Source organism: uncultured Thiodictyon sp. (assembly GCF_903946935.1).
Taxonomy (GTDB): Bacteria; Pseudomonadota; Gammaproteobacteria; order Chromatiales; family Chromatiaceae; genus Thiodictyon.
In genome coordinates this window covers 1-24,211 of sequence record NZ_CAJAXH010000251.1, presented here as the reverse complement: position 1 = coordinate 24,211, position 24,211 = coordinate 1, and the positions used below count along the sequence as shown (strand labels likewise).

The following is a 24,211-nucleotide window of genomic DNA, read 5'->3' as shown; positions in this document are numbered from 1 at the left end:
CGGATACAAGTTGTACGCATAGAAAATCAGAGGCTTACAGCGTTTCTGTCCGTTGCCACTAAGACCGCAATATTTTCGCCACTGGACTCTATCTACCTGTTTCTAAAAAGATATGCTTCCACTGGAAATCCAAGAGACCCATGACTTCTTGACCTACTTGAAGTGCCTCACGGAACTGCACAAGCGCAGGCGCAAGTACGGGCTGATCCTTCAGCGCCAACCGTTACCCACAATGGTTCAAGTCTCCCCGCGCGCGCTCATGGAGTACGGACCCGACTTTCCGCCGCAGGCTCTGGCATCGTGGCTAACTTGGAGAAAGTTTTTCTACGACCTAGACAACCGTTCTGCACAAGAGACTGGCTATCTGTTTGAACCAATCTTAGCGGCGGCGATTGGTGGCGAACCCAAGTCTTCGCGGGAAAGAGTCGTTCGTCGCTCAGGAGACAACTCAAGAGGACGCCAAGTCGATTGTTGGAAAGTTCTGCCCGACGGAATCGCACTCGCCTACGAGCTGAAGCTTCGTGTGACCATCGCGGCGAGCGGGCAAGGACGATTTGCTGAAGAGCTGTCTTTCGCGAAGGATTGTCGAAGCTCAGGTGCCAAACCAGTACTCATTGTTCTTGACCCGACTGAGAACAACAAGCTGACTGAACTTCGGGCTGCCTTTCGTCGGCATGGTGGTGAAACCTATATTGGCGATGATGCTTGGGGTCACTTGGAGGACGAGGCTGGGCCAACAATGGCAGCCTTTATTGAAAGGTACGTTCGGCGACCGGTCGGCGAGATTTCGGCGTTTGAGGCTGCGATCGCAAACGATCCCACTCGCCGTGGGCTCATGCTGCTGGACCTTGCAGCAAAACTGGACGGCACAGAACTATCAATTACCTTGGGCGAGCACGAGCGCAAGATCGAACGAGACGAAGACCCCAGTCTTGCTGGCGACGAGCCGACGGACGATTAACACGGATGAGATCGCTCCGGCCAAGGGGCGAGAACACCCGGGATGTCCATGCCCGCGGCAGGACCATCGCGACTCTCAAGTCCCCAAGTACATCGACGATCCACCGCTGATCCTGCTGTGGCGCGTCGATGATCTCGTCCCGATCGTCCTGTGTCTGGTTATCGGCATCTTCACCGGCAGTCCCGGGACGCTGTTCAAACTGATCCGCCTGACCGTGCCCGGGTATCGCGGTAAGGGCGCGAGCGGCGTGGGACCCGACAGCGGCAAGTCGGCGTCGCTGCCGGGCACGGCGGGGGAGGGCAACGGCAGCACCCTTGGTTGGTGGGACGGTACGCGCTTCCTCCCCCTCCCCCGGCGGGGGACAGGGGGCGGCGACGCACTTGATGCCGCTGCGGTCAAAGCTCTATATTGATTCTGTATAACTGTGAGACTGTGGATACGCGATGAAAAATATCACCCTGTCGGTCGATGATGAGACCTACCGCCGCGCGCGCATTGCCGCCGCGGAGCGCAACACCACGGTGAGCGCCCTGGTGCGCGACTACCTGCGCACCGTTGCCCGCCCCGTCGATGGCGACGCGGACCCGGCTGAGGCGCTCTTCGCGGCCCTGGACTGCGCCCAGGGCTTTCGGGCTGCCGACCGGATGACCCGCGAGGAGACCCATGCGCGCTGACGCCGGAGGACCTGAACCACGGCCAGGACTATGACGGGGTGAAGGTGATCAGTCCCTTTCTGGCACACTGAGGTGGTCCGGTGCGTCCGGTGTCCATCTGATGGTTGGTTTCCGCCCTGCGACAAAACCCGGTATGGTGCGCACCAGCGCGTCGCTAGCCAAGAAGCTTAAGGGTACGAGTCGATGAAAGTGGTGATCTTCTCTGATGTGCAGGCCAATCTGCCCGCCATGCAGGAGGTGGTGGAACGCATCCACCACTGGGCGCCGGACCTGGTCGCGATGGCCGGGGACCTGGTCAATCGGGGGCCTAAGAGCCTGGACTGTCTGGAACTGTTCGACGGGCTGCGGCGCACCCACGGCTGGCTGCCGGTGCAGGGCAATCATGAGGCCTGGATCCTGCGCTGCGCCCGCGAGGCCCCGGCCAACCCGCTGGAGGCGGACCTGCGGCGCTTTGCCGACTGGACCTATGCCCAGGTCAAACCACGCCTGGAGGCCATGCTGGGCTGGCCGGATCACCTGTGTTTCCAGGGCGGCGCCGAACACAGTTGGGTCCATGTCACCCACGGCACCATGGAGAGCAACCGCGACGGGATCGGCGTCTCGGTCTCCGACGAGTCGCTGCGCGGCAAGCTCCCGCCGGACATCGCGCTGTTCGTCACCGCCCATACCCACCGGCCACTGGAGCGGGTGTTCGAGGGCACCCCCATCCTCAACGTCGGCTCCGTGGGCTCGCCCTTCGACCTCGACGTGCGCGGCAGTTACGCCCAGTTGGAGTGGCGGGGGTCGCGCTGGCATGCGGAGATCGTCCGCTTCAACTACGACCGTGTCCAGGCCGATCGGGACTTTCTGGACTCCGGCTTCATCGAGGAGGGCGGCCCCCTGGCCCGTATCCTCTATGAAGAATGGCGGCAGGCGCGGCCCCTGATGTCACAGTGGCGCCGCGACTTCGAGGCCGCCGTGTTGACCGGCGAGCGCCCCGCGGGGGCGGCGGTCGATGCGTTTCTGGCCCACGTGGGCCGCTGACCATGTCTCTGCTGCAACCCATCCTTGGGCTGGTGGTCATCGTCGCGTTCGCCTGGGCCTTGAGCGAGGATCGCCGCGCCGTCGCGCCGCGGCTCATCATCGGCGCCCTGGCCCTGCAGCTCATGCTCGCCGTCGTGCTCATCAAGTTGCCCCCGGTTAAGGGCGTCTTCATGTCGCTGAATAGCGTGGTCACGGCCGTCCAGGAGGCCACCCGACAGGGGACTGGGATGGTCTTCGGCTATCTGGGCGGCGGGCCGAGTCCGTTCGACCTGACCCATCCAGAAAACAGCTTTGTGCTTGCCTTCAACGCCCTGCCGCTGCTGCTGGTGATCAGCGCACTCTCGGCGCTCCTGTTCCACTGGCGCATCCTGCCGCTGGTGGTGCGCGGCTTCGCCTGGGTGCTGCGCCGCACCCTGGGCACCGGTGGGCCGCTGGGGCTGGCGGCCGCCGCCAATGTGTTCGTCGGCATGACCGAGGCGCCGCTGCTGATCCGGCCCTATCTCGCCGGGCTCTCGCGTAGCGCACTCTTCGGAATCATGACCTGCGGGATGGCCAGCGTGGCCGGGACCGTCATGTTCCTCTATGCCAGCATCCTGGGTCCGGTGATCCCGGACGCCCTGGGTCACATCCTCATCGCCTCCATCATCAGCGCCCCCGCGGCGCTGCTGATGGCCGGCCTGCTGGTGCCCCCGACCCGCGACGAGCCCCACCAGGACCCGGTGCCCATCACCCCCGAGACCAGCGGCGCCATGGACGCCATCACCCGCGGCACCCTGGACGCCATCCCGCTGTGGCTCAACATCCTGGCCATGCTGGTGGTGATGATCGCCCTGGTCGGCATCGCCAACCAACTGCTGGGTCTACTGCCGGGGGTGGGCGATGCGCCGCTCACCGCCCAGCGCATTCTCGGCTGGGTCATGGCCCCAGTGGTCTGGCTGATCGGCATCCCCTGGGCGGAGGCGACCACGGCCGGGGCGCTGATGGGGGTCAAGACGGTCTTAAATGAGCTGATCGCCTATCTCCAACTCGCCGCGCTGCCGCCCGGGAGCCTGAGCCCACGCAGCGCGCTCATCATGACCTATGCACTGTGCGGCTTCGCCAACTTCGGCAGCCTGGGCATCATGATCGGCGGCCTGGGGGCCATGGCCCCGCAGCGGCGCCAGGAGATCGTCGGCCTGGGCATGAAGTCGATCCTCGCCGGCACTCTGGCCACCCTGATGACGGGGGCGGTGGTGGCGGTGTTGATCTGAGCTAGAATCCCGGCACGACACCACGGAGCATGACCCATGGCCGCCCCCCCACCTGACTTGCCGCGCGACCTCTACCGCAATCTGAGCGGCAACCGGGGCGCCGGGCCCTTGGACCCGGACGACCCCTGGTATGTGCCGATCCATGCCGCGGACCCGGCCAAGGACCCGATCGTGCGGCTGTGGCAGCGGCTGGATCTCGCCGAGTCCGAGAGCGTCCACCTGCTGACCGGCTTTCGTGGCAATGGCAAGAGCACCGAGCTGCGGCGCTTGCGCAAGCTCCTGAGGGAGAAGACCGGGGCTCGGGTCTTCCTGGTCGACATGCTCGATTTCCTGCTGATGACCAAGCCGCTGGAGCCCTCGGACTTCGTCCTGTCGCTGATGACCGCCTTCGGCCAGGCGGTCGAGCAGGAGACCAGCCTCAAGGCCCTGACGCACACCTACTGGGAGCGACTGACCAACTTCCTCAAGTCCGAGGTCGATCTGGACATCGGGATCGACCTCAAGGACGCCGGCGCTCCCGCCAAGCTCGGTTTTAAGCTCAAACACGAACCCGACTTCAAAGAGCGCATCCAGAAGCACCTGCGTGGCCACTTGAGTCGCCTGATCGCCGACGCCCAGGACTATGTCAGCGAGCTGGTCGCCGCCCTGCGCGCCGAGGCCGCCGACCCGGACCTCAAGGTGGTGCTGCTGGTCGACTCGGTGGAGCAGTTGCGGGGCGTGGGTGAGGAGGCCCCCAAGGTCTATGCGAGCGTGGTGGAGCTCTTCGCCGGTCAGGCCGCCAGCCTGCGCTTCCCCACACTGCATCTGGTCTACACGGTGCCGCCCTATCTCCAGGTCCTGTCTCACAACATGGGCCGCATCCTGGGCGGACATCCGGTGGTCTCCTGGCCAAACGTCCATGTCAGGGCGGCGGACGGGGCCGCGGACCCGCAGGGCCTGGCCGTCATGGAGCAGGTGATCGAGCGTCGCCAGCCCGCCTGGCGCGAGCTGATTTCCGAGACCGGCCTGGGCCGGCTCGCCATCTGCACCGGCGGGGACCTGCGCGACTTCTTCCGCCTGATCCGGGAAACCATCATCTCACTCATGACCGCCCGCCAGGCCGATCCGGCCGCCCAAGCGGATGACGGCATGCTCAAGCGCGTGGCGGACCAACTGCGCAATGAACTGCTGCCGCTGGCCGAGGCCGATGCCCGCTGGCTCGCGCGGATTCACGCGACCAAGGACCCGTCACTGCCCAGTACCGCCGAGCTGGCCGACCTGGCGCGCTTTCTGGATGGCAACCTGATCATGAATTATCTGAATGGCGAGCCCTGGTACGACGTACACCCGCTGCTGATCCCCGAGATCCAGCGCTGGCGGGATGCCGGCCCGGCCCCGCCGGCCGCATCCTGAGGCCCGCGCAGGCCCGGCCAATGACCAGCGCCGCAACGCCCAGCCTCAATCTGGTCGGGGAGGCCGAATGGCAGCGCTTCAAGCAGCATCTGGAGCTGACCGACCAGTTTGCCTTGATCTTCATCCTGAGCGACCGCCCCGGGGTGGTCGCCTGCTTCCGGGAGCGCCTGGCGGCCATCTACCGGACGCGGGTCACGGGCCTCGCGATCCCCGTGCCCCAGACCCCGGATGCACTGCTGAGCGACCTGCTGCCCCGGCTGCTGCGCCCGACCCTCTACCAGCAGGCCATCGATGCACCGATCTGGCTGGATCTTACCCTCACCCCTGCGGCGGCGGCGTCGGCTGACCAGACCCCGGCGGCCGGGCCGGTGGCCGCCTGGCGTGAGGCGCGGCTCGCCTTTCTGATGCGGCTCAACGAGCAGCGCGAGGCCCTGCGCCGCACCCTCACCCGACCCCTGATCCTGATCCTGCCCCGCGAGGAGAAGGCCGCCTTGCGTACACTCTGCCCGGACCTCTGGGCGATCCGTCAATTCGCTGTCGAGACCGGGGGCTGGCTTGCTGCCGCCGCCGTGCCCGAGGCGTCGGTGATCGCATCCCGCCCCCCGGGTCAGGCACCCGAGCCATTCCCGCTGACCATGGCTGAGACATCCCTGGTGTCTGAGTGGCAACGCCTGCGCGAGCGGGGGGGCGGTGACCATGGCGCCCTGCTTGCCGCAGAACGGGCCTATGAGGCACTGATGCGCCGCTCATGGCTGGACAAAGCTACGGAGATCGCCGCCTGGATGGTTAAAACGGCCCGAGCTGCCGGGGAGACCCCCGAGGCCCTGCGGGACCTGTCGGTGTCGCTGGACAATCTGGGCGGCACCGATCAGGCGCTCGGTGACTGGGAGGCGGCGCGGGCGGCCTATCGGGAGTCCCTGGAGATCCGCCGCCGGCTGCTCTCCCGCGTGGGGGAGACCCCCGAGGCCCTGCGGGACCTGTCGGTGTCGCTGGACAATCTGGGCGGCACCGATCAGGCGCTCGGTGACTGGGAGGCGGCGCGGGCGGCCTATCGGGAGGGCTTGGAGATCGGGGAACGCCTGGCCGCTGTACTGCCGAACCACGTCGATTACCGCGGGCTCCCGGACTGGTTCCGCAAACGGCTGGCGGGGCTCGATGCGCCCGCGGCCGCTTGACCGGGTAGGGTCCGCTGCGCGGACCGCGGCGCCTGGTCCGGCTCAGTCATCACCCCAAACGCAAATCCCATATCCGCCGCCGACCCAAGCCCGGCGCCGGCGCAGTGGCGGTCTGTAACTTCCAGAGCAGATAAGCGGCCGGGATCACGACCAGGGTCAGGATGGCGACGCTCAACATGCCGCCGACCATCGGCGCGGCGATGCGCTTCATCGCCTCGGAACCGGCGCCGGCGCCCAACAGAATGGGCAGCAGCGCGGCAATGATGGCGAGCTTGGTCATCATGACCGGGCGCAGACGCAGCAGCGCACCCGCCACCACCGCGTCCCGAACATCCTCCGGCGTCAGTTGCGCCGCACCGCGTGCCTGCAGGCGAGCCGCCAGTGCCCGGTCCAGATAGAGCATCATGACCACCCCGATCTCCACCGCGACACCGCCCAGGGCGATGAACCCGATGGCGGCCGCCACTGACAGGTGGTAGTCGAGCAGATACATGAGCCAGAAGCCCCCAACCAGTCCCAGCGGGAGGGTCGCGAGGATGATGACGGTCGCCATCAGGGTGCGGAAGTTCAGATACAGGAGCACCAGGATGATCGTGAGCGTTAATGGGACCACCAGCCACAGCTGCGCCTTCGCCTGCTCCCAGTGCTCGTAGGACCCCGACCAGGCAATCGAGTAGCCGGGTGGGAGCTTCACCGCCGCCGCGACGGCCGTCTGGGCCGCGGCCACATAGGTGCCCAGGTCCGTGCCCTGCACGTCCACATAGACCCAGCCATTGAGCCGCGCGTTCTCGGTGCGGATCATGTCAGGCCCGTCCTCGACCTCGACGCGCGCAACGTCCGCGAGCGGCACCTGGGTGCCGCGCGTGTCGGTCACGATGGGCAGGAGTTTGAGTCGCTCCATGGAGTCACGGGTATCGGGTGTGTAACGCAGGTTGACCGGGTAGCGCTCCCGTCCCTCGACGACCTCGGTCAAGTTCATGCCGCCAACGGCGCCGGCGACGATCTCCTGGGTATCGGTCACCGTCAAACCGACCTTCCCCATAGCCATCCGGTCCGGTGTGATCTTGATGTAGCGGCCCGCGGAGACCCGTTCCGCAAACACGGAGCGGGTCGCCGGCAGCCGCCTCAGTACCGCTTCGACCTGCTCGCCGATGCGCTGGATGCCATTGAGATCGGGGCCGGCGATCTTGATCCCGACCGGGGTCTTGATGCCGGTTGAGAGCATCTGCAGGCGGGCATTGATGGGCATCAACCAGGAGTTGGTCAATCCGGGCAGCTTGACCGTGCGCTCCAACTCGGCCTTGATGCCATCGATGGTCATGCCGGCTCGCCATCGATCGCGGGGCTTGAGCTGGATCGTGGTCTCGATCATCTCCATCGGCGCCGGGTCCGTGGCGGTGTCCGCCCGTCCCACCTTGCCGAAGACCCGCGCCACCTCGGGCACCGAGCGGATCAGGCGGTCGGTTTGCTGCAACAGTTCGCGCGCCTTGTCGGGGGCGATCCCCGGGAAGGTCGTCGGCATATAGAGCAGATCGCCCTCGTCGAGGTCGGGCATGAACTCCGAACCCAGACGCAGCGCTGGCCAGGCCGCGGCGACGGTCAGTCCGAGCGCGAGGACCAGCACCAGCCGCGGCTGGCGCAGCGTCCAGCCGAGCAGCGGTCGATAGGCGGCGCCGAGTGCGCGATTGATTGGATTGGCCTGTTCCGGGCGTATCGACCCCCGTACCAGCAGCCCCAGCAGCACCGGCACCAGGGTGATCGCGAGCAGTGCCGCCGCGGCCATGGCGCCCGTCTTGGTGTAGGCCAGCGGCGCGAAGAGCCGACCCTCCTCGCCTTGCAGCGCGAGGACCGGCAGGAAGCTCAGGGTGATGATGGTGAGCGACACAAAGAGCGCTGGCCCCACCTCGACCGTCGCCCGCTCGACCACCGCCCAACGGTTCGCCGCCGTGAGTGGCTCGCGCTCGGCGTGTTTGTGCAGGTTCTCGATCATCACGATGGCGGCGTCGACCATCGCACCGATGGCAATGGCGATGCCGCCGAGGGACATGATGTTGGCGCTGATCCCTTGCCACTGCATGAGGATGAAGGCGGCGAGGATGCCGATCGGCAGGCTCAGGATCACCACCAGTGCCGAGCGCAGGTGCCACAGGAAGAGCGCGCAGACCAGGCCGACGATCACGAACTCCTCCACCAAGCGGCTGTTCAGGGTCGTGATGGCACGGTGGATCAGCCCCGAGCGGTCGTAGACTTCCACCAGTTCCACCCCGTCCGGCAACCCCTGGCGGAGGTCCGCGAGCTTCGCCTTGACCGCCGCGATCGTCGTCAGGGCGTTGGCGCCTGGGCGCATGAGGATGATCCCGCCGACCACCTCGCCCTGTCCATCGAGCTCGGCGATACCCTCGCGCATCTGCGGGCCGAGGCGTACGTCGGCGATGTCCCCCAGGCGATAGACCGTGCGCGCCGTCAAGGGGGCCTCGACGCTTTGCGACCCCATCCCCATGCTGGCGCCCGATTTCGTATCCTGGGGGGAAATCGGCACGTTACGCAGGTCGTCGAGCCCGCCGAGGTAGCCGGCGATGCGGGTCATGTAGCGCGCCTCCGCCATCTCCACGGCACCGGCGCCGGACTCGCCGTTGGAGCGCTTGATGGTCTGCATCAGGGCGGCGAGCGGCAACTGATAGGCGCGCAGCACCTCGGGGTCGATCACGACCTGATACTGCTTGACCATGCCGCCGACGGTTGCGACCTCCGACACCCCCGGCAGGGATTGCAGCTCATACTTGAGAAACCAGTCCTGGAGGCTCGTCAGCTGGGCCAGGTCGTGCCGACCCGTGCGGTCCACCAGGGCATATTGATAGACCCAACCCACCGCCGTCGCGTCCGGGCCCAGCTCGGGGCGGGCCGCCGCCGGCAGTCGGGAGGTGACCTGATTGAGCAACTCCAGCACCCGGGAGCGGGCCCAATAGGGGTCGGTGCCGTCACGAAAGACGACATACACATAGGAATCGCCATACATGGAATAGCCGCGCACGGCCACCGCCCCGGTCACACCCCGCAGCGCGCTCGTGATCGGGTAGGTCACCTGGTCTTCCACCACCTGTGGTGCCTGGCCGGGGTAGGTGGTCTTGACGATGACCTGGACATCCGACAGGTCGGGGATGGCATCCAGCGGGATATTGAACACCGCGCGGACGCCCCACACGGCGATCACGGCCGTGACCACCAAGACCAGAAAGCGGTTGTGGATGGACCAACGGATGACCCGCGCGATCATAGCGCCGCCCCCATGCGCGGCGCCTCGACCTGACTCTCCTCGCCGGTGAGTCGCTTGAGCCCGGCCTGGAGGTTGGCTTCGGAGTCGAGCAGGAATTGTGCGGAAACCACCACCCGCTCGCCGTCATCGAGCCCCGCGCGAATCACGATCTGCTCCTCACCCGAGTCGGCCGCCTCGACCGTGCGGCTCACAAAGCGCCCATCGGGCAGGGCGACCATGACACGCGCACCCCGCCCGGTGACGATCACCGCCTCGCGCGGCACCAACAGGGCGTCGGGCACCGGGTCAACCTCCACCACCAGGTTGGCGTTCATCCCGGGCGGGACGGACGCCGCCTCCGGGGCCACGGCGACATGGAAGACCTGGGTGTGCGTCGTCTGGTTGATCTGGGCCTCCAGCCCGATCAGCTTGCCCTTCCACACCTTGGCGCCCAGCCCGGGGACCTGTACCCAGACGGTCTGACCCTCATGCAGCAGCGGCGCCTGACGCTCGAAGACCTGGCCCTGCACCAACAGCGCCGAGGTGGAGGTCCCGGTATCGTCCACACTGGGTGCCGGGCCGTGGTAGATCGGCCGATAGCCCTGCACTGTACTGCGTAGAAAGACGCCGAATCCTTCGACGTGACGGGTCAGGGTGCCGCGTTGCACCTTGGCGGTGCGCACGCCCAGTTGATTCACCACTGCCGCCGGAACGGTCACTGCCGCGGCTTCATGGGTTGGGTGTCCCGGCATTGCGGGTCCCGGCATCGGCGCTGCCTCCGCCTGTTTCGCGACCAGGTCCATGCCGCAGATCGGGCACCGCCCGGGCTGCGAACTCACCACCTGCGGGTGCATCGGGCAACTATAGGTGACGGCATGCTGGTGCCCCTTGGTTGGCTCCATGGCCTCACCGGCGTGCTCCGGCATGGCGGATTCCTGCATCGGCGCTGCATCCGCCTGCTTCGCGACCAAGTCCATGCCGCAGATCGGGCACCGTCCGGGCTGCGAACTCACCACCTGCGGGTGCATCGGACAGAGATAGGTGGCGGAATGCTCCTGCGGCTTGGCGTGCTCCATTGTCATCTGCGCTGGTGCCATCGTCGCTGGCGGGGGGGCGTCGGCGGGGGGCGTGGCGGCGCGCCCGTAGCCCGGCCCGAGCAGGATCAGTGTGAGGCTGGCAACCTTGATAAGGACACGAAAAGAAGTTGGCCTGATGAGCCATTGGCGTGAGTAGATCATGGTGCAGCCCCCTATTCTTCAAAACCGATACCGGATGCGGCCTGGGTGGAGCCCTGCCCTGCCCTGGAAGGGGCAGCGGTGGGACGGAGTGATTAACTTGACCGCAATATCGCTATTGTCGCGATTGTTTTCCTCTGAACGCAATCCGTAAGAATGCTCAGTCGCCGCCCCAGGGGTACTGGCCATCTGGCGGCGGCGCCTGGCCTGGATACCGCTACGACAAAAAAATGCCCCATCCCGTGAGGGACGAGGCAGTAACCGACTGTGGGGATGTCCCCTGGGTGGGGCTCCCGGCTGGGTTGCGGCCAGGCCGCAACCCGACCTCGCCATGGTTTCAGGGTGTTGTCACGACCACGATGTTGCTCGGGACGGATGCGACTGAGTTAGCCGCCCGGACGTGGTAGCTGAACTTCGTCAGTCCTGCCAAGCCGGTGTCCGTGTAGCTGGTGGCATTACCCGCCAGCCCCGCCGCTGGCGTGATGGCCACCCAGGCGCCGGTGTTGGTGCAGTTACCGGTGCATCGATAGACTTTGTAGACCGAGTTGTTGTTGGCCGGGTCGGTCCACGTCAGTGCGACAGTTCGGTTGGCCGTGGCCCCGGAGCCTCCCAATACCGGGCTAACACCGAGCACCGGTGCGGACGGGGCCACCGTATCGTTCAGACTCGCGTAGGGCGCGGCGGACGGCGTCGTCAGGCTGGTCGTCCCCTCGGCCAGGACGCGATAGATGGCGTTGGTCGTGTTGTAGACGGCCACGTCGATGCTGCGCACTCCCGTGCCCGTCTGTTGTGCCGGGGTGCTGGTCAAGGTCGCCACGTTGCCCCAGGTCGCCCCGGCGTTGTTCGACGACTGGACCCGGAAACGCGCCTCGTTGGTCGAGTTATCGGTCCAACTGACCACCGCGACCGTGGCGCTGGTCCGCTGTATCGAAACCAGGGTCGGGGCTGTCGGCGGGAGTGGGGCCACCCCGGTTCCGCTCAACGCCACCGTCAGCGTCGGATGCGCGGTATCGTTGGTGGTGACGCTGAGGCTACCGGTGGCCGCCCCGGCCACGGTCGGCTTAAAGGTCACGCTGATCGTGCAGGTGGCGCCGGCGGCCAGTGCGACACCGCAGCCGTTGGTCTGCGCGAAGTTGCCCGAGATCGTCGGTGTGCTCAAGGACATCGGCACGACACCGGTGTTGGACAGGGTCACCGTCTGCGCCGCACTCGTCGCCCCGATAGTCACGCTACCGAAGGCCAGCGTGGTTGGCGACACCCCAGCCACCGGCACCTGCGGCACCTGCGCCGTGTTCGACCAGCCCGAGTCGGCGGTCAGTTGCTGATACCCGGGCGTGGTGCTGCCGACCGTGTTGGATGCCATCAACCGATAGTAGAACGCCCCCATTGCCGCCCCCTTATCCGTATACGAGGTGGTGTTCGCCGCCAGGCCAAAGGGGATCGGTGACGCAAAGTCGCTGGTTGCGCTCTTCTGGAGGGTAAAGCTCGTCTCGTTTGCCGAGGTGTCGGCCCAGGTCAGGACGGCATCGTTGCCAACGCGCGTGGCCGCGAGACTGTTTGGCTGCAACGGCGGGGCGACGATGGCCAGGGCCCGCATCATGTCGTTCTCTTCATGACCCAGGATGTGGCAGTGCCAGACATGCTCCCAACCGAAGTTGGTCAACTCATTGGTTACCGTGACCGGCAGGCCGTTGGGGTCGACACCGGTAAACCCGGTGGTCACGCCCAGCGGCTGGGTCGGATCGAGCGGACGCCAGCTATTGGGGACCTGGAAGGTGGGGATGTCGAGCGTCTTCGGGCGCATGGCGACGATGATGTCTTCCAGCGGGTTCATCCGCACCGTGTCCTTCCAACCCAGTTCGTTCGGCTGCGGCTTGCTGATGGCGCCGTCCCAACCCACGCGGTTGACCACCTGGACATGGAACATGTGGAAGTGGATCGCATGGGTGTCCACTCCGTTGTGGGTGATCTTCCACAACTGGGTCCCATCCGCGGCCTCACCGATAGCCGGGGTACTGGTCGCGGCCGTCAGTCGCACCAGTTCGGTGGGCGGATCGATATAGGCCTGGGGAATCGTCGTCTGGTTGACAGAGTTGGTGTTGGGGATTTCGATCCCGAGCAACGCATTCATCCTGCCATAGTCGGTCGTGAAGAGTTCCTGGATGGCCTTCGGCTGCAGGGGGAGTGTCAACGCGGCCTGTCCGATGGGCGCGAAGGTCATCGAGGTGCCCTGGATGGTCGAGAAGTTGACCCCGGGGGCATCGACCGTGGTCGTACCGTAGACCTTATCGTAGGCCTGCTGTGGGACGATGATCGGCTCTTGGGAGGCCGCAAAGGCAGCCGGGAGGGCCGTAGCCAGCGTGCTCTGCAGCGCCGGGTCAACATAGTCCTGCGCGGTATTGCCTGGGGTCGCGGTGCCGGCGACCCGGATCTGCATGAGGGTGCGGGTGTTCGGGCCGTAACCCGGCAGCGTCACGGGCGCACCGCCGGTGTCGGTCTGGTCGGAGTCACCGGTGAAGTAGTCGAGCCGCGGATCGGCCGCGGGTACCGGGGCCGGCGAGTCGTTATAGAGGATCAACGTCTTGCCCGCGAATTTCGAGAAGTCGACGAGCACATCCGCCCGCTCGGCGGGTCCGATCAGGAGCGCATGCTCCTTCACATTGCCGACCACGATATTGCGTCGGTTGTACTCGTAATTGACCGGCTGGTTATAGACCACCACCGGCGCCGGCAGGAAGCCGCCTTCGGTGCCAATCTGGATCATCGCCGGACCACGGGTCGTCGGGTCGGGTACACCGCCCGCACGGTCATCGAAGGTGAAGCCGTTGGGGATGCGCGTATACCATACGGCAGGATCAGTCAAGGTCCCTTTTGGGAAGGGCGAGATCGCGTCCTGCGACCCGTTGAAGGGCACCATCTTGACCTCGGTGCAGTCCGACGGGCTGACGCCCGGCGTTCCGTCGCAGAGCACCGCGCCGGTGGTGCCGGCAGTGGTCGGACTGTTCTTGCTCGCCGCGACGAACAGCGACAGATTGAACATGCGGTCGTTGGCAACGCTCAGGATACGGAACCGCACGAGCCCGGCAGGAACATTGATATAGGGGTAGGCGGTGCCATTGACGACCGGGGTATCCATGAAGGACTCAGGCGTGCCCGAGGGGGAAATGCCCCGCGAATCCGGCGTGCCGGGCACCGTCGGCGGCTCGCCCGCCGGGCAGGTGGTCGGCGTGGGGCACAGCGGGTTGGCGATCTCACCGTACTGGATGCCGGTGTAAGGCGGCCAGAACCAAGGACCATAGTCCCAGCGACCCATGGCATTGGCGCCCGAGATGTCACTCGGATTCTGGTTCGGCATGTAGACGTGCGGGAACCAGAGCTGACCGAAGCCACCCCAGCGCGCCGTATCCCAGGTCGGGTCCTGTGCGGCCAACTGGCTGTCGAAGGTCCCGGCCAGATTGGTGAATGAACCTGGCGTACCTGTCGTCGGTGGCACAAAGGTCTTTTCCTGGATCACCAGCGGGATGCCGAGGCCCGGTAGGGTTCCGGCAGCGACCGGGACCGTCTTCGGGGTACCATCGGGTTGGGTGTAATTGATGGTGCCGCCGTTGATCAGCGTCTGCTCGGTGGGATCGGTATTGAGATAGCCCCCCGCCATGCCCGCGTAAACATTCAGTCGGGTTATCCCAAGCGCATGGTCATGGTAGAACATCAACCGGGCGCTCTGCTCGTTGGTGTAGTACATAGTGTTCATGCCCGGTCCCGGGTCATTGGTCGAGTTGGCCACCGCACAGGTCTGCTGGAAGTTGCAGGAGAGGATTGCGGTGTAACTGTCCTTGTCGAACCACATATCTGGTACGTCTGCCTTGCTGACGCCAGTGGCGTAGGACGTCGTCTCGCCCGCCGGTGTCGTCCACTGGTGCGGGGTCCCGTCGCTGATCCAGGGGGTAGCGCCGCCATGCAGATGGGTCGTGGAGCGGTTTTGCGTGTACTCCTCGGTCCCCCCGTTGGGGCCCACGCCAACGCCCATGTAAGTGGTGTCAGTCGGGATGAACAGGTTCCCCCCGGCCCCGGTCGGCAGGTGGTTGATGTATTTCACGCGCACCGGCCGGTTCTTCTGCGCGACGATGATTGGGCCCAGGTACTGAAACTCGGCTGGCGGCGCGACGGTGTTGTGGCCGCTCGCATCGGTGCCGTAGTTGACCTGATGATAGCCCCTCAGCCTGGTCGCCGGCAGGTCGGAGTGCAGTTGCTTGGTGTATTCCCCGTACTCGATCTCATAGTAATCCGAGCCGGGATAGGTGGTGGTGTCCGGTGTGGCGATCGGCAACGACTGTCCGAGGTTGTTGGCGGTATTGAGCTGGGGCAATGAGTCGACAAACTTACGCATACCGGTACCGGGGACCGGGTTACCGCCAGCGTCGAGCTGAGGCAGAGGGCTGTTGGCATAGTTGGGTACGTTGCCGAACATGTCCGGTGCAGTCACGGCCCCCCAGGCCGTCGCCGTGGCGAGCCCGATCACGAGCCCTGATCCGCCGGTGAATGCCGCAGTGCGCGAGAATAACGAGCGCAGGTGTGATGTCATTATTGCGTTCCTCCACTAACGCCACTCATGGGCGCCGGTGCCCCGGTCGTGGCGGCCGGTGCGTTACTGTTCGCTACGGCACGCGCTGCGGCGGCCCGAGCGGCGGCCTCTTTCCTGGACGCGGGCGTGATGCAATTGGCCCCGCGGCTCATCCCTTGACAGCGGGTTTGGCCCAAGCGCCCAGGGCCGCTGAAGATTTCCCCCCAGCGGCCGCCGGTATTCCCTGACGCACCTGCAGTGGCCTGCGGGGTCGCGGCCGGCGCGGGGTTAGCCGGGCTCTCGTTACCAGGTGAGGCTGCGGCAGCTGCCCCCCAAGCGATCGCGGTGACGATCGCCAGTGGTATGCTAAATAGACATCTTCTGCTTTTCATGTGATCTCTCCGAGGCTATAACAACTCTCCAGCGACCTTCCGGATAACCGCTGCGCGATCGCTCGGCGACTGCGGCGAATCGATAGGTTCTTCCAAGCGTGACTAATCATGGCCGCGGATGCTAACCAAGGCTATAGGTAGTTCACCCTATTTCCGGGTTCCGGGGGGGCTTGAAGTAGGTGCTTTTACTTATTGTCGGTCTGCGGTGGGGCTCTTGTAGTAGGTAGTCTTCCCTATTGCAGATGCACGCGAGAGCATTGGAATAGGTAGTTTTACCTATTGCCGACGGCGGGGGGCGGGGTCATGCTTTCGACTTAGGGCTGGCCAACTGACGTGATGAACGCCGCAGTAAAGGCGCAGTGCCGATCTGGTGATGCGGTAACCTGGGGATGCAAACGCAATTCTCCAGGAAGCCCTGCGGCTGCCCACGGGACAGGTAGGCCGCTTGCGGCCACTCCCTTACCCCCTTGATAGAGGTTGCCGCGATATGACACGACTGCTCCTACTGTTTTTCGCTATGGCGATCGGTCTGCCTGCGCCGGCCTCGGCCATTGAGGAAGGCCGGCCGGCCCCCGGCTTCGACGCCAAGCGCTTGGACGGCGCCTCGTTCGACGCGATGCGGCTAAGGGGCAAGGTGGTGGTGCTGCACTTTTGGGCCACCTGGTGCTCATCCTGCCGTCAGGAAATGCCTGTCCTTGATGCCTACTACCGTGCGCACCACGATCAGGGCCTGGAAATGCTTGCCATCAGCCTGGATGAGCCGGAGGATATCGCCAAGGTGCGCTCAGTGATGGCGGACTATCGCTTCCCGGCAGCGATGATGGGAGAGGCGCATGTGCAGGACTACGGGCGGATCTGGGCCTTACCCCTAACCTTTGTGATCGACCGTGATGGCGTATTGCGCAAGGATGAGTGGCATGGTCCGCCGACGATTGACCGGGCGGCCCTCGAGCGGGTGGTGACGCCGCTGTTGACGGCGTCGCCACATTGACTTCAGAAGCTTATCTGAATGCCGCCAGAGACGGCATAGGCATAATCGAGCTGGTAGCCATAGACATTATGGTAGACGGGCAGTGAGACGAAGGCGTAGGCATAGGCGCGCTTGGCTAGTTTAACTGTAATCCCTGGACTCACATAGACCCGGCTGCCGCCGCTGTTGGCCTGGTCCGAATTGACTCCTGACTCGCGTCCATCGATTCGTGCATTGAGCTGGAGTTGCGGGGAAACCCGTTCAAAGGCGACGTAGCGCAAACCCAGGTTCAGGTTGAATCCAGTGCCTGGCATGTAACCATTGCGGGAATTCAGCGGCTGCTGGAGCAGGCCCTGAGCAAACCAATCCCAGTTGCGGCTGAGTGCGCCGAAGCGGGAGAGACCGAGCAGCAGATCGGTGGTGCCGCTCCCGGGCTGAAGCCCCCGATCGATCGGAGTGCCGGCCTGGGGACCGGAGTGGAAGGTCTCGTCGAAACGTCCGGTCGGCAGTTTCAACCCGAACTGGACGCCGATGCTATGGTCCCGGCTCCAGCCGAAATAGCGCCCCACAATGCGCACATCGCCGACGCCGGCGGAATGCGACGTCGAATAATCGGTGTCCCCGGCGGCGATGGTGGAGTGGCTGCGGTCGATATAGGGTATCTGGAGGGTGACACCCCAATTGGTCGACGCATAATTCAGGAAGGCGGTGTAATTGCTATTCTCGGTGGAGCGCTGGACCTCGCGATCGGCCGGAACCCCAACGCGGCCCCGATGTAGCGAGCCGGTGCCGCTCGTGAGAATTGTCTGATTGTAGTATTGATAGACCAGGTCGAGGCTGAAGCCAGGCGCTTGGGTGATACCCTGGATGCCCCACTCGGTGCTCAGGGTGCAGCCGCAGGCCGAACAGGCCAGGGCGTTCCCATTCAGACCGATGACCGCGAGAAGTCCGGCGGCGTTCGCCGCCAACTGTGATGTGCGCATGTTACCCCCGCAAGTGGAGCGGCTGTCCTCCTTGCGTCGAGGGCCGCCGCGATGGTGCTCGTGATCGCCGCTGGTCATGCGTCAGCCCGGGATGCTAGAGGCCGCATCAACCGCGGGCCGGCCCTGACAAACAACCATTAAAGTGTCGTCGGTACTGCTGGTTGTGTGGCATCCGTAAAACTACCTAGTGGCCGGTCGGAACCCAATTCGGGTTTGATACGAACTGGTTTGCTATGGCCGAGATGTGCTCTACTTAGGCCATTGGGGAGCACCGAGTGGAGGCGGCGGCCGGTCCCCACCCATCCCGTCGTCAACCTGGAGACCAAGCCCAGATGAACGCGCCCCTTACCGACCTGGACTCACCGGTCTGTCCGCAGCGCCTGTCGTCGCTGCGGGCCGTGGCGGCCGTCGCGGCCCTGACCGCGGTGGTCTTGGGTCTGCTCGTCCTGGTCGGTTGGCGGCTGGATATCCCAGTCCTGATCCGCGTGCTGCCCCAGTGGGCCACCATGAAGCCCAATACCGCCGTAGGATTCATGCTCGCCGGGTTGGCCCTCTGGTGGCTGCGAGTCGCCCCGGCGGGGCGGCTGCGGCGCGCCGCCGGGCGGGTCTGCGCCAGCTTGGTGGTGCTGCTCGGCCTGCTCACCCTGACCGAGTGGTTGGGCGGCTGGGACCTGGGTATCGACCACCTCCTGTTCGCCGACGTGCCGTCGGGGGTGCCGATGGCGCCGGCGGGTGCGTTCTGCTTCGTCTTCTCGGGATTGGCCTTATTGACCCTGGACCTGGGTACGCGGCCGGGCCGCCGCCCGGCCGAGTGGCTCATCGTCCCGCCATTGGCGGTCGCGTACGTGGCACTGGTTGGCCACCTGTACAGCGTTGAGAGCTTGTACCAGGTCGCGCCTTACGCCTCCGTGGCCGCGCATACCGCCGCGGGCTTTCTGGTCCTCGGCGTCGGCGTGCTCTGTGCGCGGCCGAACCTGGGGTGGATGGGGCTGGTCACCGGGGACACGGCGGGCGGGGGCGTGGTGCGGCGTTTGTTGCCGGCGGTCCTGCTGGTCCCACCCTTGGTCGGCTGGATGGCCATCATGGGCGAGCGGGCCGGTTGGTATGGCTCGGCCTTTGGCGACGACCTGGTCGTCCTGGCCAGCGTGTTGGTGCTCGTGGCGGTGGTGTGGTTGAGCGCCGGCTCGCTGAACCGGGTCGAGCGCGGGCAGCGGCGCGCGGAGGCGGCGCACCGCGCGGGCGAGGAGCGGCTGCGACTGTTCATCGAGCACGCGCCCGCGGCGCTCGCGATGTTCGACCGCGAGATGCGCTACATCCGCGCCAGCCGCCGCTGGCTCGAGGACTACAGACTGGGCCGCCGCGACCTGCGCGGTCTGTCGCACTATGAGGTGTTTCCGGAGATTCCCGAGCGCTGGCGTGAACTGCATCGTCGCGCCTTGGCCGGGGAGGTGCTGTGCGCCGAGGAGGACCCGTTCCGACGCGCTGACGGCCGGGTGCAATGGCTGCACTGGGAGATGCGTCCCTGGCACGATGGCGCCGGGGCGATCGCCGGCATCCTGGTCTTCAGCGAAGACATCACTGAGCGCAAGCAGACCCAGGCCGCCTTGTTGGAAAGTGAACGCCGTTACCGCGTGCTGACCGAGGTGTCGCAGCAGATCGTGTGGATGAGCGATGCGCGGGACGCCTGTACCTATCTCAACCAGTGGTGGTTCGATTACACCGGTCTGAGCCCGGAACAGTCCTTAGGGGTTGGGTGGGTCCAGGCGATCGATCCTAGCCAACGCGAGGAGGTCGCGCAGGCCTGGCGGGCGGGGGTCACGGGCGAGAGTTGGACCAGGGAGATTCGCTTCCGGCGGGCGGCAGACGGTCAGTACCGCTGGCACTTGAGTCGCGCGCTGGCGCTGCGCGACGACCGCGGGCAGTTCATCCAATGGATGGGGAGCGCCACCGACATCCACGACCGCAAGCTGGCCGAGCTGGCGTTGCGCGAGACCGATGGGCGCAAAGACGAGTTTTTGGCGACCCTCGCGCACGAACTGCGCAACCCCCTGGCGCCGATCCGCAATGCGGTCGAGATCCTGAAGCGCGAGCAACTGCCCGAGACGACCCGCCAGGCCGCCCGCGAGATGATCGACCGCCAGGTTTCACATATGGTGCGTTTGATCGACGACCTCATGGATGCGAGTCGGATTACCCGCGGCAAGCTCGATCTGCGCCGGGAACGCGTTGCCCTGGCCACGGTGATAGGGCACGCCGTCGATGCCTCCCGGCCGCTGATCGAGGCCGCCCGGCATCGACTGATCCTCGCGTTGCCGTCCACCCCGATCCTGCTCGATGCCGACCCGGTGCGACTCGCGCAGGTCTTCTCCAACCTGCTCAACAATGCGGCCAAGTACACCGCGCCCGGGGGCATGATCACGGTGACCGCGCTGCGTGATGGGGCTGAGGTCAAGGTGACGGTGGAGGACACCGGGATCGGTATTGCCCCCGAGGCCATGCCGGGACTGTTCGAGATGTTCTCCCAGGTCGAACCGCGCTCGGAGCGCTCCCAGGGCGGGCTGGGTATCGGTCTGGCGCTGGCCCGCCGCCTGGTGGAACTGCACGGTGGGCGGATTGAGGCGCAGAGCGCGGGCTGCGAGGCGGGAAGTGCCTTTTGTGTCCGGCTGCCCGTGCCGGCGGACCCGCCCGCCGACCAGTTGGCGTCCAGCGTCGAGGCCGCCGCCGCGCTGGCGCAGGGCCGCCGCATCCTCGTCGTGGACGACAACCGAGACAGCGCCGAGTCGCTTGCCATGTTGTTGCGGCTCTGCGGCAATGCGGTCGAAACCGCCTATGACGGGGTGGATGCGGTGGCGGCGGCGCAGCGTTACCGCCCGGACGCCATCCTGCTCGATCTGGGGATGCCCAAGCTCGACGGTTATGGAGCCTGTCGACGCATTCGCGACTGCCCCTGGGGCCGGGACATGGCCATCTTTGCGGTGACTGGTTGGGGACAGGAGCACGATCACAGCAAGTCCGAGGCGGCCGGGTTCGACGGTCACTTGGTCAAACCGGTCGAGGCCGCCACCCTGCTGGGCTTGCTGGAGGGGCTGCAATGCGGACCGTCGACGGAGCGGGATGGGCCAGTGGTGCCGGGCCCCGTCGGCTAACGACGCCAGGGCTTGACTGGGGCGGCCGAGCGATTGAGGCGCAACACCCGCTCGAGTGGGGATCTCTGTAATGTTAACCTGTGACACACCAAAGCTTGGTGGTGGCATCGGGGGCATGCACCCAAGGGTGCGTGTGCCTACAGTGGAGAAGAGGGTCGGCACACCAGACCAGCTCAAAAGGGTATTTCCGATTGTTGTGATAGGTCTTAGGTCTTCTATGCGTCTATACCAAGATGCCGCTGGCAGACGGCACTATGGCATCCTGCCGGGGGGCTCGGGGATCCTGCCCCGCCGACGGCCCGCCCAGTCGTGCGGCGCGGTGCCGGCCTTATGAGCGCCCGCTCGCGCCTCGCGGCAGCCACCCCCCGGCGCCTGGCCGCGTTGATGTTAGGCGGGGCCTTTGCGCTGCTGGGGTCGGTTTTTGCCCTTTGGACCTGGCAGGATGATGCCGAGACGCAACGCCATGCCCGCGATAACCTGGATGCGACGGCCCTGCTGCTGGAGGAGTACGTGCTACGTTCGCTCGCGGGGATCGACGGCGCCCTGCGCAATGCCGACGACCTGGCCCGCGAAACCGGTGTCGCGCAATTGCGCTCCGAAACCGTCTATCGGCGCCTGCGCGCACTCGCCCGGTTGCTTCCAGACTCGGGCGTCATTTTCATCTACGACCGTCAGGGTGAGGCGGTCGCCGCCAGCAGCACCTATCCACCGCCGCACGTCAATGCCGCCGACCGCGACTACTTCCGCCACCTGCTGGCGGGCGGCGCCGAGCCCTACATCGGCCGAGCCCTCAACGGCACGACGGCTCACCGCCCGTTCTTCCCCGTCGCCCGCACCATCCATGGTCCTGACGGGGGCGTGGCGGGTGTGGCCCAAGTCGGGGTCGAAGTCGACTACCTGGCCAGTCTGGTCCGTCACGCCGATCTGACGGCGGGCATCCAGGTGGGGCTCTATCGGTTCGCGGATGGCGCCTTGGTGGCGCGCCATCCCATGACCGACGCACGGCTGGGCGAGGCCGTCGGGATGGAACCTTACCTGGGTGCCGTGGGCGCCGACGGCGCCCATTGGAGCGGCTGGGTCGCGACCGGGCCAAGCGCCGCCGATCGGCGACTGGTCGCGGCCCGACATGTGAACGGGTGGCCCTTGGTCCTGGTGGCCGAGCAGTCGGAGCAGGGCGTGCTGGCGCCCGCGCGCGAGCGCCTGGTCAGGCGCACCGCGGCCCTGGCCGTGTCCGCGGCGATACTGGCAGGCTTGGGGCTGTTACTGATGCGCAGCCTGGCCCGCGAAGACCGCAGTGTCCAGCGCCAGCGTCGCGCGGAGCAGGTCGTGCGCGAGAGCGAGGCGCAGTACCGGTTGCTGTTCGAGGGCAACCCCAATCCCATGTTCGTGTTCGACGAGGAGACGCTGGGTTTCCTCGCCGTGAATCAGGCGACGGTGGACTGCTACGGGTGGTCGCGGGCGGAACTGCTGGGCATGTCGGTGCTGGATATTCGTCCGCCCGAGGACCGGGAGCTGGCGCGCGAAACCATCGAGCGCAACCGCGACGTACACGCAACCCGCATTGGCGTGTTACGCCACCGCCGCCGGGACGGGACGGTGCGGGACATGGAGATCGCTGCCAGCGCCATCGACTTTGCCGGTCGGCGGGGGCGGCTGTGCTCCATCAACGACATCACCGAGCGCCAGCGGGCCGCGGCGGCGCTACGCGAGGCCGACCGGCGCAAGGACGCCTTTCTGGCCACCCTGGCCCACGAGTTGCGTAACCCGCTGGCGCCGATCCGCAACGCGGTGGCGGTCCTGCGTGCGGACCCGCACGCGCCCGCCGCCATGGAGATGATCGAGCGTCAGTTGCGACAGATGGTGCGCCTCATCGACGACCTGCTGGACGTGGGTCGCATCACCCGCGGTCGGCTGGAACTGCGCCTGGAGCGGGTCGACCTGGGCGCGGTGCTGGACGATGCCCTGGCGGCCGCGCAGCCGCACATCGAACTGGGCGGCCACCGGCTGGAGCTTATGCTGCCGCGCAGGCCCATCGCCCTGCAGGCGGACCCGGTGCGTCTGACTCAGGTGTTTACCAATCTGATCCACAATGCATGCAAGTATTCCGAGCCGGGCGGCCATATCCAGGTCCGCGCCGAACGCGAAGGTGATGCGGTCGCGGTGCGGATCAAGGACTCAGGAATCGGTATCGCACCCGCGGACCTGCCTGCCGTGTTCGAGATGTTTGCGCAGGTGGGGACGCCGCCGGGACAGGCGTCGGGCGGGCTCGGTATCGGCCTGGCGCTGGCGCGCGGTCTGGTGGTCATGCACGGCGGCGATATCACGGCGCACAGCGATGGTCTTGGGCGGGGGAGCGAGTTTTGTGTGCGGCTGCCTATCCTAAGCGTGGCGCCCACGGCCGCGGCGCCGGTCACCGAGCCGGTCGCACCGGTGACGCCGGCGCCGCCTTTACTCATCCTGGTGGTGGATGACAATCGTGACAGCGCCGACTCGCTGGCCGTGTTGCTGCGCCTGAACGGTTACCAGGTGGAGACGGCCTATGACGGACTGACGGCGGTCGCGGCGGCGGCGCAGTACCGTCCGGAGCTGGTGCTGCTCGACCTCGGCCTGCCCGATCTGGACGGCTATGCGGTCTGCCGACAGATCCGCGCCGAACCCTGGGGCGCGGCCATGCCGATCCTTGCCATGACCGGTTGGGGCCAGGAGGCGGATCGTCGCAAGTCCCGCGCGGCCGGGTTCTCTGCGCATCTCGTCAAACCGCTCGACCCCGCTGACTTACTCAAGCGCTTGGCCAACTTACCGCGGCCGGCGGACTAGCGTCGCCCGCGGTGCCGGGGTCGGCGCGCACACATCGAATTTGGCTATGTCGGGTGGTTCGATGACGCCGCGAAGCAACTGCGGGACCGCACCCAGGCTGCCAGCGACGGCGGCATCTGGATCATGACGCAAGGGTTATGATATCCCCCCCTGAGTAGTTTCCCGGATAGTCCGATGTCACGCCATGGCGGCACACTATAGCGCAGTGGCCAAGCTCGCTACGACCCAGGACACCGGTTCCCCCACGGCAAATCCGTTCTAGCCCGCCGTGGCTGGCCGTCCCCGCCGACGGCGGGAATTTTCGGTCATGCCCAGGTAGTCGAACACCAGGCGGACGTTGCGTGCCAGGCGCTGGATGGTGGCGGCGACGGTGTCGCGG

At 66.1% G+C, this 24,211-nt stretch carries 13 protein-coding genes and 1 pseudogene; 10 read left to right on the top strand and 4 right to left on the bottom strand.

Annotated features, from left to right (window positions below; genetic code table 11):
* Positions 1 to 148: 148 nt before the first annotated feature.
* The 7 genes and pseudogenes from QZX93_RS22265 (at position 149) to QZX93_RS22235 (ending at position 6,475) form a co-directional block, all read left to right on the top strand.
* On the top strand, positions 149 to 961 hold the full coding sequence (locus QZX93_RS22265; protein WP_295390210.1) for a hypothetical protein: 813 nt from the start codon (positions 149 to 151) through the stop codon (positions 959 to 961).
* 79 nt (positions 962 to 1,040) lie between these two features.
* A pseudogene (locus tag QZX93_RS22260) lies at positions 1,041 to 1,142 on the top strand (type IV conjugative transfer system protein TraL); the annotation flags it as partial.
* A 262-nt stretch (positions 1,143 to 1,404) separates the two neighbouring features.
* Positions 1,405 to 1,635: a DUF6364 family protein gene (locus QZX93_RS22255; protein ID WP_295390208.1), complete on the top strand. Its 231-nt coding sequence runs from the start codon at positions 1,405 to 1,407 to the stop codon at positions 1,633 to 1,635.
* 183 nt (positions 1,636 to 1,818) lie between these two features.
* Positions 1,819 to 2,658: a metallophosphoesterase gene (locus QZX93_RS22250; protein ID WP_295390206.1), complete on the top strand. Its 840-nt coding sequence runs from the start codon at positions 1,819 to 1,821 to the stop codon at positions 2,656 to 2,658.
* Positions 2,659 to 2,660: 2 nt separating this feature from the next.
* A complete protein-coding gene (locus QZX93_RS22245; RefSeq protein WP_295390204.1) occupies positions 2,661 to 3,908 on the top strand; it encodes a nucleoside transporter C-terminal domain-containing protein in 1,248 nt (415 codons plus the stop codon).
* 36 nt (positions 3,909 to 3,944) lie between these two features.
* Positions 3,945 to 5,300: a hypothetical protein gene (locus tag QZX93_RS22240; RefSeq protein WP_295390201.1), complete on the top strand. Its 1,356-nt coding sequence runs from the start codon at positions 3,945 to 3,947 to the stop codon at positions 5,298 to 5,300.
* Positions 5,301 to 5,320: 20 nt separating this feature from the next.
* Positions 5,321 to 6,475, top strand: coding sequence for a tetratricopeptide repeat protein (locus QZX93_RS22235; RefSeq protein WP_295390199.1), 1,155 nt, complete (start codon positions 5,321 to 5,323; stop codon positions 6,473 to 6,475).
* Positions 6,476 to 6,524: 49 nt separating this feature from the next.
* On the opposite strand, the gene QZX93_RS22230 is transcribed toward QZX93_RS22235, so the two are convergent.
* From QZX93_RS22230 to QZX93_RS22220, 3 genes are all read right to left on the bottom strand, one after another.
* The gene (locus QZX93_RS22230) at positions 6,525 to 9,749 is read right to left on the bottom strand and encodes a CusA/CzcA family heavy metal efflux RND transporter (RefSeq protein ID WP_295390196.1); all 3,225 of its coding nucleotides are present in this window, start codon (positions 9,747 to 9,749) and stop codon (positions 6,525 to 6,527) included.
* Entirely contained in the window at positions 9,746 to 10,966 is a 1,221-nt protein-coding gene (locus QZX93_RS22225; RefSeq protein ID WP_295390195.1) for a heavy metal-binding domain-containing protein, read from the bottom strand. The genes QZX93_RS22230 and QZX93_RS22225 overlap by 4 nt, the downstream gene beginning before the upstream one ends.
* Positions 10,967 to 11,300: 334 nt before the next feature.
* Positions 11,301 to 15,545 carry a choice-of-anchor D domain-containing protein gene (locus QZX93_RS22220; protein WP_295390193.1) on the bottom strand — a complete coding sequence of 1,415 codons (4,245 nt, stop codon included), beginning with the start codon at positions 15,543 to 15,545 and terminating at the stop codon, positions 11,301 to 11,303.
* A gap of 888 nt (positions 15,546 to 16,433) precedes the next feature.
* Here QZX93_RS22220 and QZX93_RS22215 point away from each other — a divergent pair.
* Positions 16,434 to 16,907: a TlpA disulfide reductase family protein gene (locus QZX93_RS22215; RefSeq protein ID WP_295390191.1), complete on the top strand. Its 474-nt coding sequence runs from the start codon at positions 16,434 to 16,436 to the stop codon at positions 16,905 to 16,907.
* A 2-nt stretch (positions 16,908 to 16,909) separates the two neighbouring features.
* Here the strand turns inward: QZX93_RS22215 and QZX93_RS22210 are convergent, their stop codons facing one another.
* The gene (locus tag QZX93_RS22210) at positions 16,910 to 17,869 is read right to left on the bottom strand and encodes a hypothetical protein (RefSeq protein WP_295390188.1); all 960 of its coding nucleotides are present in this window, start codon (positions 17,867 to 17,869) and stop codon (positions 16,910 to 16,912) included.
* 332 nt (positions 17,870 to 18,201) lie between these two features.
* Here QZX93_RS22210 and QZX93_RS22205 point away from each other — a divergent pair, with 332 nt between their 5' ends.
* Positions 18,202 to 21,015 (top strand): PAS domain S-box protein, encoded by a 2,814-nt coding sequence (locus tag QZX93_RS22205; RefSeq protein ID WP_295390186.1) that lies wholly within the window; start codon positions 18,202 to 18,204, stop codon positions 21,013 to 21,015.
* A 330-nt stretch (positions 21,016 to 21,345) separates the two neighbouring features.
* A complete protein-coding gene (locus QZX93_RS22200) occupies positions 21,346 to 23,832 on the top strand; it encodes an ATP-binding protein (protein ID WP_295390183.1) in 2,487 nt (828 codons plus the stop codon).
* The last annotated feature ends 379 nt before the right edge of the window (positions 23,833 to 24,211 follow it).